Below are 17,063 nucleotides of genomic sequence, written 5' to 3'. Positions count from 1 at the left end.
CTTTTCAATTTGTACAGTAAGTTATTATTTTAGCTTATGTAATACAAGTGTCTGTTCATATGTAGTGTATCAAATTATGTGGGGAAAGGAAATATTTCCGAGGGAATTGTCGAAGTATCGTTGGTATTTATACACTTTTTTTGTGAAAAAAGAACTGCAGTATTGCCTTTACAGTTTAATTTATTTACATTGTTACTTGGCTATACACAAAAGTAATATATTCGGCAATAAAAGAGCACTATTGGATAGTGCTCTTTTTTACTTTGCTTTTTGCTTTACTTTTTACTTTGCTTTTTGCTTTACTTTTTATTTTGCTTCTTACATAAATCATTCCAGCGAATGTTAATAAGAATGCAGTTCCGATAACGAAGCTGAAGCTAGGGGATGCCCCGATTGCACCAACTGTAAAGGATCCAGCAACAACTCCTAATGAGAAGAAAGCATAAAACAATCCGAATGCTTTTCCGCGCTTATTATCTGTCGTATTTTCAACAAGTAATGCATTTATCGATGGGAAAAGGATAGCGAATCCAATGCCATAAATCATCATAACGATAAAGAGCATACCCTTTGTTGCGAATAATCCAAGTAATGATAACGCAAATGCCATTACTGCAATACCAATTAGCATGAGTTTTGAACGATTAAATCGATCATAAATACGGTTTGTTGGCAGCAAAAAGAAGAGGATAGCGGTAATGCCGAATACACTTAACATCATGCCTGTTGTAGATGCTTTAAGTGCTAATGCCTCAACTTTCACTGGTAGCATATAAGTGACAATTCCTTGTGAAAACATTAGCGTAAAAGCACCAATATATGCTTGCAATAACGGTTCTGATTTCAATAGTTCAATCATATCTTCTTTGTTCATCATTTGTGTTCTTGAAGTATCTTTTCTTGATACGTTATTTGGTAAGAAGAATAGAGATACGATTGTACCAAGGACCATTAAAATAGAAATGGTAATGAACACCCACTCTATACCAGCAGTTGCTTTCATAATTCCACTGAAAGCCGGTCCTACAATTGCCGCTGTTCCAACAGCAGCACCAGATAGAGCCATTGCCTTACCTTGTCTTGCTGAATTTGTTTGTTTTGATAAAAACGTAAAGGCAGCAGGAATTAAAAATCCGTCACTAAAGCCGTGCATAAAGCGCACAACTAATAGTTGTTCACCACTTTGAACAACGGTGTATAACAAGACTATGAAACTCGTAAGTCCCATGCTTATATAAAGTATTTTTTTTGCACCAAATTTATCGACAGCAGCGCCAGCAATAATATTACCGATCATATTAGCGAATGAGTACATACCGACAACTAGCCCAATAATAAGAGGAGATCCTCCAAGACTTTGAGCGAACGTACTCATAATAGGTAATTGTGAAAATGTATCTAGAAACGCTACGATAACAATAAAGTAAATAAAATATTTCAAGCGATATTCACCTCTCCTATGCTATTATGGCATAATGCTAATTTCAACCGCAATGAAATTAGCATTAACAGATGTGGAAAAAAGTACAAAGTGACAAAACATTGAACGTTATTTGTTAAAATTTAGTGGAAATGAGATTGTTTTTTTGAAATATATGGATAGAAGTATTATAATAGATTTGTAAACTTCACCAGGTTAAGTATATACGTAGAGAGGGATGTATAAAATGAAAGCATTACTTTGGCATAATCAACGCGATGTACGAGTAGAAGAAGTACCAGAACCAACTGTAAGACCAGGAGCAGTTAAGATTAAAGTGAAATGGTGTGGTATCTGCGGCACAGACTTGCATGAATATTTAGCAGGACCTATTTTTATTCCAACAGAAGAGCACCCATTAACACACGTAAAAGCACCGGTTATTTTAGGTCATGAGTTTAGTGGTGAGGTAGTTGAAATCGGTGAAGGCGTTACTTCTCATAAAGTGGGAGATCGCGTCGTTGTAGAACCAATTTATTCTTGTGGTAAATGTGAAGCTTGTAAACATGGACATTACAATGTTTGTGAACAACTTGTTTTCCACGGTCTTGGCGGAGACGGCGGCGGTTTCTCTGAATATACAGTAGTACCAGAAGATATGGTCCACCGTATTCCTGATGAAATGACGTATGAACAAGGTGCACTTGTAGAACCAGCAGCGGTAGCAGTTCATGCAGTACGTCAAAGTAAATTAAAAGAAGGGGAAGCTGTAGCAGTATTTGGTTGTGGTCCAATTGGACTTCTTGTCATTCAAGCAGCTAAAGCAGCAGGAGCAACTCCTGTTATTGCAGTAGAACTTTCTAAAGAACGTCAAGAGTTAGCAAAATTAGCAGGTGCGGATTATGTATTAAATCCAGCTACTCAAGATGTACTAGCAGAAATTCGTAACTTAACAAATGGTTTAGGTGTAAATGTGAGCTTTGAAGTAACAGGTGTCGAAGTAGTACTTCGTCAAGCGATTGAAAGTACAAGCTTTGAAGGACAAACTGTAATTGTTAGTGTGTGGGAAAAAGATGCGACAATTACGCCAAACAACCTTGTACTAAAAGAAAAAGAAGTTATCGGTATTCTTGGATACCGTCATATCTTCCCAGCTGTTATTAAATTAATTAGCTCTGGCCAAATTCAAGCAGAGAAATTAATTACGAAAAAAATCACAGTGGATCAAGTTGTTGAAGAAGGATTTGAAGCACTTGTAAAAGATAAAACACAAGTGAAAATTCTTGTTTCACCTAAATAATAGAGAATAGTAAAAAGTAGCCCTTTTCTAGAAATAGAAGAGGGCTACTTTTTTTCTATACAGAAAGGTGATAGACTTTCCTTTAACTACAGGTATTTTGTTTGGAAGGAGAAGTCTAATGCTTTCATTTATGTTGACATTGAAACGGATGCTAAAAGCTTGTTTACGAGCGTGGAAAGATAAAGAATTTCAAGTGTTATTCGTATTAACAATTTTGACCTTAACATCTGGGACAATCTTTTATAGTACGGTGGAGGGATTACGTCCTCTTAACGCTTTATATTTTAGTGTGGTCACGTTGACGACTGTCGGTGATGGGAATTTTAGTCCGCAAACTGATTTCGGAAAGATATTTACAATCTTATACATATTTATTGGGATTGGATTAGTGTTTGGATTTATTCATAAGTTGGCAGTTAATGTACAACTGCCAAGTATATTATCGAATAGAAAAAAAGAGTAAAGCATGTGGATGCTTTACTCTTTTTTTACATTAGTTTAGACAATCATTCGTAGTAGCTTAACAATACTTTATTACAATATAAGTGCATTCATTCATTATATTCACTATGTATAAAGTTATAATGATATGAACATTTGCATATTTTAATTTATTGATAGAAATTTCATGAAAGGTGGGATATTCTAGTCATAGGTTAACCGGACGATATCATAGGATCCTAACAAAAAGTTTACAATAATTCAATTATAAAATGGAGGATTTCAGATGAAAAAGAAAGTACTTGCTTTAGCAGCAGCTATTACATTAGTAGCGCCGTTACAAAGTGTTGCATTTGCTCATGAAAACGATGGGGGAAGTAAAATAAAAATAGTTCATCGCTGGTCTGCTGAAGATAAGCATAAAGAAGGCGTAAACTCTCATTTATGGATTGTAAACCGTGCCATTGATATTATGTCTCGCAATACAACACTTGTAAAACAAGATCGAGTTGCACAATTAAATGAATGGCGTACGGAATTAGAAAATGGTATTTATGCTGCTGACTATGAAAATCCTTATTATGATAATAGCACATTTGCTTCACATTTCTATGATCCAGACAATGGAAAAACATATATTCCATTTGCAAAGCAGGCAAAAGAAACTGGCGCTAAATATTTTAAATTAGCTGGTGAATCATATAAAAATAAAGATATGAAACAAGCATTCTTCTATTTAGGATTATCTCTTCATTATTTAGGAGATGTAAACCAACCGATGCATGCAGCAAACTTTACAAATCTTTCGTACCCACAAGGATTCCATTCTAAATACGAAAACTTTGTAGATACGATAAAAGATAATTATAAAGTAACGGATGGAAATGGATATTGGAACTGGAAAGGTACAAATCCAGAAGATTGGATTCACGGAGCGGCAGTAGCAGCGAAACAAGATTACGCTGGCATTGTAAATGATAATACGAAAGATTGGTTCGTAAAAGCAGCTGTATCACAAGAATATGCAGATAAATGGCGCGCTGAAGTTACGCCAATGACAGGTAAGCGATTAATGGATGCACAACGTGTTACTGCCGGATACATTCAGCTTTGGTTTGATACGTACGGAGATCGTTAAGTATTAAAAAAAAGGTCAAATCTCACAATAGAGTATTTGGCCTTTTTATAACTAATACATGGAGGTATGAAGCGTGAAAGGAAAATTGCTAAAAGGTGTACTTAGCTTTGGGATTGGTTTAGGAGTTTTATACGGAGGATATTCAGCTCAAGCAGAAACGTCTACAAATCAAAATAATACTTTGAAAGTGATGACACATAATGTGTACATGCTATCAACAAATTTATATCCGAACTGGGGACAAAGTGAGCGTGCTGATTTAATTGGGGCCGCAGATTATATAAAGAATCAAGACGTTGTTATATTAAATGAAGTGTTTGATAATAGCGCATCAGATCGTTTGTTAGGGAATTTGAAGAAAGAATATCCAAATCAAACAGCGGTATTAGGTCGTAGTAACGGAAATGAATGGGATAAAACGTTAGGTAGCTATTCATCTTCAACTCCTGAAGATGGGGGCGTTGCAATCGTGAGTAAATGGCCAATCGTTGAAAAGATTCAATATGTATTTGCAAAAGGATGCGGGCCAGATAATTTATCAAATAAAGGATTTGTATACACGAAAATTAAGAAAAATGATCGTTTCGTTCATGTAATCGGGACGCATTTGCAGGCTGAAGATAGTATGTGCGGAAAAACTTCACCTGCATCTGTACGTACAAATCAGTTAAAAGAAATTCAAGACTTTATTAAAAATAAGAATATACCAAATGACGAGTACGTCCTATTTGGTGGTGATATGAACGTGAATAAAATAAATGCAGAGAACAATAGTGACTCAGAGTACGCATCCATGTTCAAAACATTGCACGCTTCTATTCCATCTTATACGGGACATACAGCAACTTGGGATGCGACGACAAACAGTATAGCAAAATATAATTTCCCTGATAGCCCTGCCGAGTATTTAGATTATATTATCACAAGTAAGGACCATGCGAATTCGTCATTTATAGAGAATAAAGTATTACAACCGAAATCTCCACAGTGGACTGTTACATCATGGCTTAAAAAATATACATATAATGATTACTCTGATCATTATCCAGTAGAGGCAACTATTTCTATGAAATAGTTCTAAAAAAGTTTCTTCTTAATAGGAAGAAACTTTTTTATTTTGTAGAGGAAATTTCAACTTTCTTTCCAATATGTATAAGACATATTGAAAAGAGGAGAGAAAAATGTGGATCGAGGAATTTTTAAAGAGGTTCCATTACCGTGTGCATTTTTGGATGAAGTGGCTTTAGATGGAAATATTCAATCGATTATAGAATTAAGTGGGAATAAGAAGATTCGTATAGCGAGTAAATCGTTACGTTCTGTTCCGGTTATGCAAAAGATTTTAGCTACAAATGATCGATTTCAAGGTATTATGTGTTTTTCACCTAGAGAGGCTTTGTTTTTAATTGAACAAGGATTCAATGATTTATTGCTCGGATATCCTGCTTATGATAAAAGGGCTTTACATGAAATAAGTTTGCTAACAAAGCAAGGCCTCATTATAACTTGTATGGTGGATTGTGAAGACCATATTGTTTATCTAGAAAAAATTGCTGAGGAGTCTAAAGGGTGTTTTCGTGTTTGTTTGGATATTGATATGAGTAGTCATTTTTTTCGATTTCATTTTGGGGTCAAAAGATCACCAGTAAAAGATGTGCAAAGTACTTTGAAAATAGTGAGAAGGGTAAAAGAATCATCATGTTTAATACTAGATGGTGTAATGGGATATGAAGCCCAAATTGCTGGGGTAGGAGACAACATACCAAATCAACGAGTGAAAAGTAAAGTGATTTCGTATTTAAAAAAGAAATCGGTGTTAGAAGTTAAAAAACGAAGAGGACATGTCGTAAAAGAAATACAAAACCTAGGTATTGAACTAAGGTTTGTAAATGGGGGAGGCACAGGAAGTATAAAAACAACTGAGAAAGATAATTCGATTTCGGAGATTACAATAGGCTCTGCTTTTTATGCCCCGAAGTTGTTCGATTATTATAAAGAGGTGCAATTTCATCCAGCCGTCGGATTTGCTTTACCAGTTGTGCGTAAACCAGCCCCATCTATTTACACTTGTCTAGGTGGTGGATATATTGCCTCAGGTGCAACCGGGAAAGATAAAGAACCTGAGATTTGGAGACCAAATGGTGCAAAATTATTAACTTTAGAAGGCGCCGGCGAAGTGCAAACACCGATTTTTTATAACGGTGAGGAACGAGTAGAGATAGGAGATTCTATCTTGTTTCGCCATAGTAAAGCTGGAGAGTTATGTGAGCGTTTTCCGTTTTTATATCGTGTGAAAGAGGGAGAAATTGTTGGGGAGTATGCAACATATCGGGGGGATGGCCAATGCTTTCTATAAAGGGACAGAAATGGAGAAATTGGACAGGGAATGTAGAAGGAACGCCGCACTATACGATGTATCCAGAAAGTATACAAGATGTAGTAGAAGTTGTAGAACTTGCAGGGAAAGAAGGGAAGAAAATTCGTGTTGTCGGTTCAGGACACTCGTTTACACCTCTTGTGCAAACGGAAGAAATTTTAGTTTCTTTAGATGAATTGAAAGGTATTTTGGATATTGATGCAGAGAAGATGGTTGCCGAAGTATGGGCAGGAACAAAGTTACATGATTTAGGGAAGTTACTTGAAGAAAAAGGTTATGCACAAGCAAATTTAGGGGATATTGATTCGCAATCGATTGCAGGAGCGATTAGTACAGGGACTCATGGAACGGGTATTACCTTTGGAAGTTTATCAACACAAGTTATAGAGATTACCGCAGTTTTATCTACAGGTGAGAGTATAGTTTGTTCGGAAACTGAGAATGTGGAATATTGGAGAGCCTTTCAGTTGTCGCTTGGAATGTTAGGTATCATTGTAAAAATAAAATTGAAGGTTATTCCAGCCTATTCACTCGTTTATAAAAGTGAAAAACAGTCATTATCTACTGTAATGAACAAGCTAGAAGAATATAAGAAGAATCGCCATTTTGAATTTTTCGTTTTTCCTTATTCAGATGAAGTACAAGTGAAATTTACAAATGAAACAAAGGGTAAAAAAAGTGACTTGAAATGGCATAAACTAAAGATAGAGTTGCTTGAAAATAAGATGTTTTCTTTGCTATCTAAAGGATGTAAATGGTTTCCTTCTATAAGTAAAGGAGTAAGTCGATTATCGGCTAAAGCTGTACCGAATACAAAAATAATTGGTCCGAGTTATGAAGTATTTGCTACATCGCGTGCGGTTCCATTTTATGAAATGGAGTATAGTGTTCCTTCAAAGTATATGCGGGCTGTTGTAGAAGATATTTCAAACCTTATTGAAAAGAAAAAGTATAAAGTGCACTTTCCAATTGAATGCCGTTATGTGAAAAGGGATGATATATGGCTCAGTCCAGCGTACGGAAGGGATTCAGCGTATATTGCCGTTCATATGTATAAAGGTATGAAGTATGCTGCTTATTTTGGTGAGGTGGAGAAAATTTTTCTAAAGTATGAAGGGCGCCCGCATTGGGGGAAAATGCATACGTTAACGTACGAAAAATTACAAAATATATATCCAGAAATGCATTCGTTTCTAAAGGCGAGGAAGTTACTAGATGAAGCAGAAATGTTTTCAAACCCTTACACAGAAAAATTATTTACGATTATGAAAAAAAGCTGACAAAGTATTACTTGTCAGCTTTTTTTAGTATGATCGCATTTCTTGTTTGACTAATACGCTCGTAAAATAGTAATTTATCACGACTAAATACATGCAATAAAACATGAATAATAAATAGACCGTTAATTACAAATTGGAATAATAGTATAACTACTAATACTAAAGGCTCTGTATGATTTAAGATAGAGCTACTCGAAAGAATATAATTGATTCCACCTAAAATGAAATAGAATATCCCGTAACGAATGAATAATTCTTTTAGTGTAATACGCTCAGCTTGTCCTTTAATGTAAATCCGAAGCAACGCTTTTCCAATTGTTCTTCCATTCGTAAAGTATGGAATGATAATAAAGTAAATTAAGATTGAACATGTAATGAAAAGGAGTTCGTATACATTTGTATAAGATTGGATGTTAGCAATAAATAGTGAATTTCCTTTATTTTTAATGAAAGGTACAACGATAGATAAGAAAATCCAATCAATTTGCATAGCGATGAGACGACGAATAAATCCAACTGGTTTCGTTTCTAAATCAATATGAATATCTAATTCACTTGTTTTCGGAAGGAAGTACGTAAATATTGGTGCAATGATAAAACCAATTACGCCGCCTAGCGTGTTTAAAAACAAATCGTCAATATCAAATAAGCGATAGGCACAATTATAAATACCATATAATCCAGTTACTTGTGTTAATTCAAAGAATAGTGAAAGACAAAAAGAAATGCACACTGTTTGTAAGAAGCTACGTCGGAAATAATAACGTAAGTACATACCAAATGGAACGGTTAGTAAAACGTTAAAAGCGACTTGTAAAAACGCAGATTCCTTTAATAAATAGAAGTACGTAGCTGGCTTCGCTAAAATCGCCGAGGTATGATTACTAATCTCTTGTATGAAATAAAATGGCGAGAGTTGCAAATGTTGCGTATTAGCCGGTTGTAGGCTACAAGTATCATACGTTTGTGGTAATGGCAAAATCACAAGAAAATAGGCATTTAATAAGTAAAGTAATAATGAATATAAAATAAATGAACGCCATTTATTTAAATAACCGTATTTACGATAATTAAATATTAAAAAAGGGATTAATAGAAACATTGCTAAAATAGGAAATAAAATAAATGCTGTTTTTATTGGAAATAAATATGCAGTCAAAATGAAACTCCTTTCAATGAAAATTCGTTTATCATTATAACGTTAAAAGAACCTGAAAACAAAATTAAAATATTTCGAAATAGAAAAAATTTCAAATTTAAACGGGATTAAGTTATACTAAATTTAATATAAGGATATTGTGATTATTATAAGTTGAGAGAGGGTACAAGATATGCGATATGAGCTTTTTTCTGTAAGTGGGGCTTTATCATTATAAAGATATAAAAAAGCGAGTCATCCTAGTTTAATAGAATGACTCGCTTTTCGCTTTGTAAGTTTCACTTTATAAAAAAATAAGAGTAAGTACACCTACGATAATACAATAGAAAGAGAAATATTTTAAATTTCCTTTTGCCATAATGTTCATAAACCATTTTAATGAAATATACGTCATGATAAATGTTGCGATAAACGCAACGATATATGGCACGAATAATGTGTCTAGGTTTGGATCTTTTGCAATGTCTGTAATACTTAGTAATAAACCACCTAAGCTAACAGGGATATATAGTAAGAATGAGAAACGAAGAGCTGTTTCTTGCTTCATACCAAGTAACATCGCTGCGACGATTGTTGCACCTGATCGGCTTATTCCAGGAATTAGTGCGCAAGCTTGTGCTAATCCGATGATAATTGCATCTTTCATAGAAAGATCGCCATCATTTTTACGTCCACGTAAGTTTCTAATAATCCAAAGGCCGACAGCAGTAATAAGAAGGGAAATCCCAACCATCTTCACACCTTTTAAGTACTGATCGATGTAATCTTTAAATAAAACACCAATAACACCTGCTGGAATGGTCGCAATAACAAGATAAATAATAAAGAAGAAATCTGATTTTGCGTCTTCTGCTCTTGTAAATATATAAGATAGACCATTCTTCGTTAGACGTATTAAATCATTTCTATAAATAAGTAATACAGCTAATAATGAAGCTGAATTAACAAGTAGTTCGAAGCTAAACCCTTCTATTTTTAGTCCTAGCAAATGCTGTGCTAAAACGAGATGCCCGCTTGAAGAAATCGGAATGGGTTCTGTTAGTCCTTGGAACAGACCAAGAATTAAATATTTTAAAATGTAGTGAAATTGTTCCATAATAACCTCCTTGTATATTAGTCGAAAGAAACAACTTGTCCATTATAACAAAGATACGGATGAATATTGAGAAGAAATAAATATTCGAAATATAATAAAAATCCCTTATAAAAGTATAAGGGATTTTTATTATTAATGAGAAACTACTGTTTCTTCAAGACTTTTCGTTAATTGAACATCGACTTTCTCAGCATCATGAATGTGATTCATAATAGTAGTATTTAACTTTTGGAACATTTGTTGTGTATTAGTAAATTCGCGTAATATATCATCATTACAAGATTTTTGGTTTTCGATAGCTTTAATAACATTTGTAGCACCGCTTTGTAACGTTTGAATCATAATTAAAATATTTTCAATTCTAGCGTTTGTATCAGCACTCATTTCTACACCTTCATCAACTAAATGCAAATTATCTTTTGTGTTATCGTATGCTTTTTCAATTTCTTCTTGAATTTTTTTCGTTAAGTTACCGATGTTTTTTGTACTTTCGGCTGTACTTTCCGCTAGTTTTCTTACTTCATTGGCAACGACAGCGAACCCTTTACCGTGCTCTCCAGCACGCGCAGCTTCAATACTCGCATTTAAAGCAAGTAAATTTGTTTGTGCTGCAATGTTTTGGATGACTTCTACAATTTGCTCGATTTCTTTTGAGCGCTCACTTAAATGATTCATACTATTAGACGTGCGCTGAGATTGTTCACCTAATTTATTAATTACAATAAGTAAACGATGAACAGATTCTTTTCCTTCATTAGAACAGTCAATAATTTCTTCAATAGATTGAATTAAGCTTTGTTCTTTTTGTAACATTTCGTTATTCAATTCATTGGAATGTGTCGTGCGCGTTGAAACATTTTCGAAACATAAGTTTAATTGTTGAACTAAATTTTGAAGTGTATGGTGCTGGCTATTTACAAGTTTATGTTCTTGAACAACGCTTTGTACACGATCGTGGATAGAAGAAATAGTCTCTTGTTGTTCGATATCCTTTTGTTTTAATTCTGCTTCTAGTTCTTGTATACGACTTTCTAATTGATCAATTTTATGTTGGAGTGATTTCTTTTGAGTAAACATATATTTATTTCAACCGCCTTTAGAAGTTATATTTTCTCTATATTTGGATTTTAGCATCTTTTATAATTTTTAAATATAGGAATTGTTAAATATTTAAGAATCTATTACATTTTATGCATAATTCCCTTTTTTTCGTCATGAAAAATAAACTGTATTTAATGGTATTGTAAACAAACTGTAAAATAAATCATGTATAACTGTATAAGAAGGGAGTCGGATTATGAACTATTTTAAGCGAATCAGTAGTCTAGTATTAGCAGGAATTATAGGTCTTTCTAGTACAGTCGCTGTTAAAGCAGAGTCAAACGACGAGAAACTTAACAACATGCAACAGCAATTGCAGCAAAACGATGCAGATATGCAAAAGAAAGAGCAAGAGAAGCAAGCTGTTAATAAAGAAATTAAAGGTATCGAAAACGAACTACATAATTTAAATAATACAATTGCAAAAAATAAAGAGGATCAAGCTGCTATTCAACGTAAAATCGATGAAACGCATAAGCAGATTGAGCAAAAAAAGAATGAAATTGTCGTTTTAGAGGATAAAGTCCTTGCTCGTAAGGATATTATGAGAAAACGTATGGTTTCTGTTCAAAACAGTTCAAATACGAGTTTAGTAGTAGAAGTTGTAGTAGAGTCAAAAAACTTTGCAGATTTCTTACAACGTATGAACGCAGTTTCTACTATTCTAGAAGCTGATAAAGAAATTTTACGTCTACAAGAACAAGATCTTCGTCAAATTGAAGAAGATAAGAAAACAATTGATGAAAAAGAAGCATCTTTAGTAGTAGACAAACAAAAATTAGCAAAAGCACAAGCAGAGTTGCAAGATAACTTGAAAAAACGTCAAGCTAACTTACAAACAGTTCAAGATAAATATAATCAGGTTGCAAGCCAACTTAATTTAGCAGCAGAAGAAAAAGCTAAAATCGAATCAAATATGAAAGCAGTTCAAGAAACAATTGCTCGTGAGCAAGAAGCAGCAAGAATTGCTGCAGAAGAGCGTGCAAAAGCAGAGGCAGCTGCAAAGGCTGAGCAAGAAGCTTTAGCTAAGGCACAGGCTGAAATTGCTGAAAAACAAAAGCAAGAAAAAGCTAGTAAACCAGCTGAACCTGTAGCGAAAAATACAGTAACAGAGTCTAAGCCTGATACGAAACCAGCTCAAGGTGGAAAAGAATTTTACGTAACAGCAACTGCTTATACAGCTGATCCATCTGAAAACGGCTATAAACCGGGTGAAACTGTAAAATCTAGGTTAGGACATAATTTAACTGCAAATCCAAACATGAAATTAATTGCTGTAGATCCATCTGTTATCCCACTAGGTTCTACTGTATATGTAGAAGGATATGGAACAGCAATTGCTGGAGATACTGGTAGTGCAATAAAAGGGCATATCATTGATCTATTAATGCCAAACTCAGCTCAAGCTAATGAGTGGGGTAGAAGAACAGTTAAAGTTAAAATTTTAAATTAATATGTAATCCAACTTTACAATACGTAAAGTTGGATTTTTTTATGAAAATAATGTTAAGTTAAGTTTACATTTTGTTAAGGAAAGCATACAATGAAATTGAGGGGTGGTAAATTTGACCATTTTAAATAGAGTGAAGGAATTAAGAGCTCGGTTTAATTTTTCGCAAAGTGTATTAGCAGAAAAGGTTGGAGTGACGAGACAAACGATTGCTGCAATTGAAAAAGGGGATTATGTTCCTTCATTATTATTAGCGCTTATGATTTGCGATGTATTTCAGTTAAAGATGGAAGATGTGTTTGTTTTAAATAAGGAGGGGAAAGAGGATGAATAGACTTGTATTTTCCTATATGTTGAATGTACTTTTAATGGTATTATCAGGTTGGGCATTTATTGAGTTATATTATTTTACTATCGAAGTTGCTAATTTTATTCAAACGAAGAGGGTACCATTTGAAGTTACGGTGAGTTTAATGCCACTAGGATTGCTTTTAATATTTGGTATTGTATCGACTATTCTTTATAAAATTCAAAAGAAAAAATATAAAGAGCTATCATATTGGATGTTTCCACTATTATTCCCTCAAGAAGATGAGCGAGAAAAGGCAATTACAGAAAAGGCTTGTCGTACTACATTTATGTCACTATGGTACGTGTTGCCTTGTGCGGTTGGTTTTTTAACGCTTTCTCCAATTGCTAATCTATATATTCCTGCATATCCAATATATATTGCATTTAGTATTTTCTTTATTCAAATGACAATTTTCCACGTATCCTTATATCGAAATAAAATCGCTTGAAAAAAACCTTCTTGCATCGGCAAGAAGGTTTCTTTTTAGCTTATACTTGTACATATAGCAATATTATCTTATCATTTTAAATAGAGTAAGATTTTGTATGGGAAAGGAATTGTATATGAATAAGCAAAGAATTTATAGTATAGTAGCAATCCTTCTATTTGTTGTAGGTGGTGTGTTAATCGGAAAGCCATTTTATGATGGATATCAGGCTGAAAAGAAACAGACTGAAAATGTGCAGGCTGTTCAAAAGATGGATTATGAAAAACATGAGACGAAATTTGTAGATGCTTCGAAAATTAATCAGCCAGACTTAGCAGAAGTAGCGAATGCATCATTAGATAAGAAACAAGTAATTGGGCGTATTTCGATCCCGAGTGTTTCATTAGAACTTCCTGTTTTAAAATCTTCTACTGAGAAAAATCTATTATCTGGTGCAGCGACAGTAAAAGAAAATCAAGTAATGGGAAAAGGGAACTATGCATTAGCAGGGCATAATATGTCTAAAAAAGGTGTTTTATTTAGTGATGTAGCCTCTTTAAAAAAAGGTGACAAAATTTATTTGTATGATAATGAAAACGAATATGAATATGTGGTTACTGGTGTATCTGAAGTAACTCCTGATAAGTGGGAAGTTGTTGAGGATCATGGGAAAGATGAAATAACGCTTATTACATGTGTATCTGTGAAGGATAATTCTAAACGTTACGTTGTTGCTGGTGATTTAGTAGGAACGAAGGCGAAGAAGTAAAAAAGAAGGTCAACTCTTTAAAGAGTTGACCTTCTTTTTTACTAATGTTGAGAAATAATAGAATATTTTAGTTAGTATTTAAGTATTTTTCTATTTATGTATAATAAAGTTAGAATTCAAGATTTTGGGAGGAACAAGAGTGAAACAACAGGTGAAGAAACTTCTTTTAACAACAAGTGTAGCGTTATTGGTAGCTCCAATTTCAGCCTATGCGCATCCAGGGCGTACAGATGCTAATGGGGGACATACGTGTCGGACAAATTGTGAAAAATGGGGATTACAGTACGGGGAATATCATTATCACAATAAGCCAGCTTCTAGTAGTGGTGCAACGAGTCCAGCTCCTAGCCCAAATAATAATGGTGCTGTAGAAGCTGAAAAACAAGTAGAAGCGCAGCGCAATGCTGAGGCTGAAAAACAACGTACCGCAGAGGCGCAGCGTAAAGCTGAAGAAGAGAGACAACGTGTAGCGGAGGAACAAAGAAAAGCTGAGGAAGAGAGACAACGTGTAGCTGAAGAGCAAAGAAAAGCAGAAGAGGTACGTAAGCGAGAGGAAGCACAGCGTCAAGCTGATATGGAAAAAGGGCAGCTTGAGGGACAAAAAAGTGGAGAGACTGATTTTAAAGCAGGGAAAAATGATGCGGAATCACATTTAGCTGGAAAATCAGATACATATAAAGAAGCATTCAAAACTGCATATGCTGCATCTTGGTCTTTAGAAGAGCAGAAGAAAACGCATTTTGAAAAAGGAAAAGAGCAAGGTTTAGCACAAGAGACGATGGAAGATAGTCAAATTGCTTCGGAGTTTAAGCCGAACTTTGCAGAAGGTTTCCAAGTAGGGAATAAAGAAAGAACAGAAAAAATTGAAAAAGAGCAAGCTGAACTAGGGGAAAAGGCAGGTAAGGAACTAGCCGGAAAGAACCCTGGAAATAGAGAGAAAGATGTGTACGTGAAGGCGTATGAAACAGCTTATGAAAAGGGCTATAAGTCTACAAAAAAAGCAGTAGAAAAGGCTGGCTATAAGTATGCATTTGAAAACTATGATTTGAAAGTTCCTGCTAAGTATGAAAAAAATGAATCGTTAAAGAAATGGTTTATTGAAGGATTTAAATCAAATAAAAAAGCAGCAGAAATTAGAGAAGAAGGATATAAAAAAGGAGACAGTTGGCTTGCATTCTTCTATAAGAATTTTGTGCCAAGTGAATATAAAGAACATAAAGAGCTGTACGAACAAGCGATAGAAAAAGGTAAGAATGCATAAAAAAGATGAGGGGAATCCCTCATCTTTTTTTAATCCATCCATTTCACTAATCTCTTAGAAATTAATAATAAAACAAAACCTAACACAATTGCTACAGCTCCGATTACTGTAAATACTTCAGCATATCCAAGTGAAGTTGTGAAGCTTGCAAGTTGTCCGCCTAAAATGTTAGCAATTCCTGAGCTTGCTAACCATACTCCCATTAATAAAGAAGCAAGTTTTACTGGGGCAAGTGCACTAACCATTGATAGTCCAACAGGTGATAAGAATAGCTCACCTAACGTATGGAAAAGATACGTAAAGACGATAAATAGTAAGTTTGCTTTTTCTGTAATGTTATGTTCATCACTACCTGTTTTTAATGTAGCGATAACGAGAATGATATAACCGATACCAAGCAAGATCATACCAAGTCCCATTTTAGTTGGGATTTTTAAATCCCCGCGCTTGCGAGTTGCAAGTTTTGCCCATAATGCTGAAATGACTGGAGCAAGTAAAATAATAAATAATGGATTGACCGATTGGAACCAAGATGTTGGAACTTCCCATCCGAACACAGAGCGGTCTACAAATTTGTTTGTATATAATGTTAATGAGCTACCAGCTTGTTCAAAGCCAGCCCAGAAGAAGACAACGAAGCATGTTAAAATGACGATAACTGCGGTACGTTGTTTTTCTTTTTTTGTTAACGGTGTATCTCCTACTGATTGTTGTCCATCTGTTGTTTGCAAATCACGAGTTGGTTTTTTACCGATATCACCAAGGAAGCGATTTGATAATGTTGTAAATAAAATTTGTCCAATGATCATTCCAATTGAAGCGGCTAAGAAACCGTAACGGAATCCAAAGTGAACAACGCCATCAACTGTTGTTTTGAATAAATTTTCTGATAAAAATCCGCAAACGAGTGGAGCTAAAAATGATCCGACGTTAATACCCATATAGAAAATAGTAAATGCACTATCACGTTTTGGATCGTTCTCTTCGTATAATTCCCCAACCAGTGTAGAGATGTTCGGTTTGAAGAATCCGTTACCGATAATAATAAGCGCTAATCCGAGGTATAGGCCGACTTGGTTTTGCATGGCAAATAGTGTAAGGTTACCAATTGCCATTGTTATACCACCAATTGTGATCGCTTTTCGTCTACCTAGGAACCGGTCTGTTAAGTATCCACCAATCATTGGTGTGAAATAACAGGCTCCAGTGTAAAATCCGTAAATGGATAGTGCCCACGCAGGACTAAACCCAAGACCACCGCTTACTAAAGCTGTCGTTAAATATAATGTTAATAATCCTCGTAATCCATAGTAACTAAATCTTTCCCACATTTCTGTAAAGAAGAGTAAGTATAAACCTGGAGGATGTTTCTTTTTTCTTTGTTGTTCTCTTTCTAGTTGTATCGCTGATTCCATGTTATTTTCCTCCTGACACAAACAAAAACAAAGTTAATAATTTTGTACATTTAATATTTTACCTTATTAACTATTAT

Annotated in this window: 15 protein-coding genes and 1 pseudogene; 11 read left to right on the top strand and 5 right to left on the bottom strand. The window is 34.5% G+C overall.

The window, feature by feature from the left end; genetic code table 11:
- Positions 1 to 238: 238 nt before the first annotated feature.
- Positions 239 to 1,441: an MFS transporter gene (locus QCI46_RS24045; protein WP_353841603.1), complete on the bottom strand. Its 1,203-nt coding sequence runs from the start codon at positions 1,439 to 1,441 to the stop codon at positions 239 to 241.
- 226 nt (positions 1,442 to 1,667) lie between these two features.
- On the opposite strand from QCI46_RS24045, the gene bdhA reads away from it, so the two are divergent.
- The 6 genes from bdhA to QCI46_RS24015 all read left to right on the top strand — a co-directional run bounded on the left by bdhA (position 1,668) and on the right by QCI46_RS24015 (position 7,956).
- On the top strand, positions 1,668 to 2,720 hold the full coding sequence (gene bdhA / locus QCI46_RS24040) for a (R,R)-butanediol dehydrogenase (RefSeq protein WP_353841602.1): 1,053 nt from the start codon (positions 1,668 to 1,670) through the stop codon (positions 2,718 to 2,720).
- A gap of 118 nt (positions 2,721 to 2,838) precedes the next feature.
- A complete protein-coding gene (locus QCI46_RS24035) occupies positions 2,839 to 3,183 on the top strand; it encodes a potassium channel family protein (RefSeq protein WP_353841601.1) in 345 nt (114 codons plus the stop codon).
- Positions 3,184 to 3,447: 264 nt separating this feature from the next.
- Entirely contained in the window at positions 3,448 to 4,299 is an 852-nt protein-coding gene (gene cerA / locus QCI46_RS24030) for a phospholipase CerA (protein ID WP_000731006.1), read from the top strand.
- Positions 4,300 to 4,372: 73 nt separating this feature from the next.
- Positions 4,373 to 5,374: a sphingomyelinase C gene (sph, locus tag QCI46_RS24025; RefSeq protein ID WP_353841600.1), complete on the top strand. Its 1,002-nt coding sequence runs from the start codon at positions 4,373 to 4,375 to the stop codon at positions 5,372 to 5,374.
- 108 nt (positions 5,375 to 5,482) lie between these two features.
- Positions 5,483 to 6,655 (top strand): amino acid deaminase/aldolase, encoded by a 1,173-nt coding sequence (locus QCI46_RS24020; RefSeq protein ID WP_353841599.1) that lies wholly within the window; start codon positions 5,483 to 5,485, stop codon positions 6,653 to 6,655.
- Positions 6,643 to 7,956, top strand: a complete 1,314-nt coding sequence (locus QCI46_RS24015; protein WP_353841598.1) for a D-arabinono-1,4-lactone oxidase — start codon at positions 6,643 to 6,645, stop codon at positions 7,954 to 7,956. Before QCI46_RS24020 ends, QCI46_RS24015 begins: the two co-directional genes overlap by 13 nt.
- Positions 7,957 to 7,963: 7 nt before the next feature.
- On the opposite strand, the gene QCI46_RS24010 is transcribed toward QCI46_RS24015, so the two are convergent.
- The 3 genes and pseudogenes from QCI46_RS24010 to QCI46_RS29930 all read right to left on the bottom strand — a co-directional run.
- Positions 7,964 to 9,115, bottom strand: coding sequence for a VanZ family protein (locus tag QCI46_RS24010; protein WP_353841597.1), 1,152 nt, complete (start codon positions 9,113 to 9,115; stop codon positions 7,964 to 7,966).
- Between the two features lie 283 nt (positions 9,116 to 9,398).
- Positions 9,399 to 10,211 carry an undecaprenyl-diphosphate phosphatase gene (locus tag QCI46_RS24005; RefSeq protein WP_353841596.1) on the bottom strand — a complete coding sequence of 271 codons (813 nt, stop codon included), beginning with the start codon at positions 10,209 to 10,211 and terminating at the stop codon, positions 9,399 to 9,401.
- A gap of 132 nt (positions 10,212 to 10,343) precedes the next feature.
- Positions 10,344 to 10,862, bottom strand: a pseudogene (locus QCI46_RS29930) (methyl-accepting chemotaxis protein); the annotation flags it as partial.
- A 646-nt stretch (positions 10,863 to 11,508) separates the two neighbouring features.
- Between QCI46_RS29930 and QCI46_RS23995 the strand changes: the two are divergent.
- The 5 genes from QCI46_RS23995 to QCI46_RS23975 all read left to right on the top strand — a co-directional run bounded on the left by QCI46_RS23995 (position 11,509) and on the right by QCI46_RS23975 (position 15,571).
- On the top strand, positions 11,509 to 12,765 hold the full coding sequence (locus QCI46_RS23995; RefSeq protein ID WP_046957307.1) for a 3D domain-containing protein: 1,257 nt from the start codon (positions 11,509 to 11,511) through the stop codon (positions 12,763 to 12,765).
- 112 nt (positions 12,766 to 12,877) lie between these two features.
- Entirely contained in the window at positions 12,878 to 13,096 is a 219-nt protein-coding gene (locus tag QCI46_RS23990) for a helix-turn-helix transcriptional regulator (protein ID WP_000154008.1), read from the top strand.
- Entirely contained in the window at positions 13,089 to 13,562 is a 474-nt protein-coding gene (locus QCI46_RS23985; protein ID WP_353841595.1) for a DUF2178 domain-containing protein, read from the top strand. Before QCI46_RS23990 ends, QCI46_RS23985 begins: the two co-directional genes overlap by 8 nt.
- A 115-nt stretch (positions 13,563 to 13,677) precedes the next feature.
- Complete coding sequence (locus QCI46_RS23980; RefSeq protein ID WP_353841594.1) at positions 13,678 to 14,310, top strand: class A sortase; 633 nt, start codon at positions 13,678 to 13,680, stop codon at positions 14,308 to 14,310.
- Between the two features lie 139 nt (positions 14,311 to 14,449).
- Positions 14,450 to 15,571 (top strand): YHYH domain-containing protein, encoded by a 1,122-nt coding sequence (locus QCI46_RS23975; protein ID WP_327958309.1) that lies wholly within the window; start codon positions 14,450 to 14,452, stop codon positions 15,569 to 15,571.
- A gap of 29 nt (positions 15,572 to 15,600) precedes the next feature.
- Here the strand turns inward: QCI46_RS23975 and QCI46_RS23970 are convergent, their stop codons facing one another.
- Positions 15,601 to 16,986, bottom strand: a complete 1,386-nt coding sequence (locus QCI46_RS23970; RefSeq protein ID WP_353841593.1) for a peptide MFS transporter — start codon at positions 16,984 to 16,986, stop codon at positions 15,601 to 15,603.
- Between the last annotated feature and the right edge of the window lie 77 nt (positions 16,987 to 17,063).

The organism is Bacillus cereus group sp. RP32 (assembly GCF_040459735.1).
GTDB lineage: Bacteria > Bacillota > Bacilli > Bacillales > Bacillaceae_G > Bacillus_A > Bacillus_A wiedmannii.
This window is presented reverse-complemented; position numbering and strand designations above follow the sequence as displayed.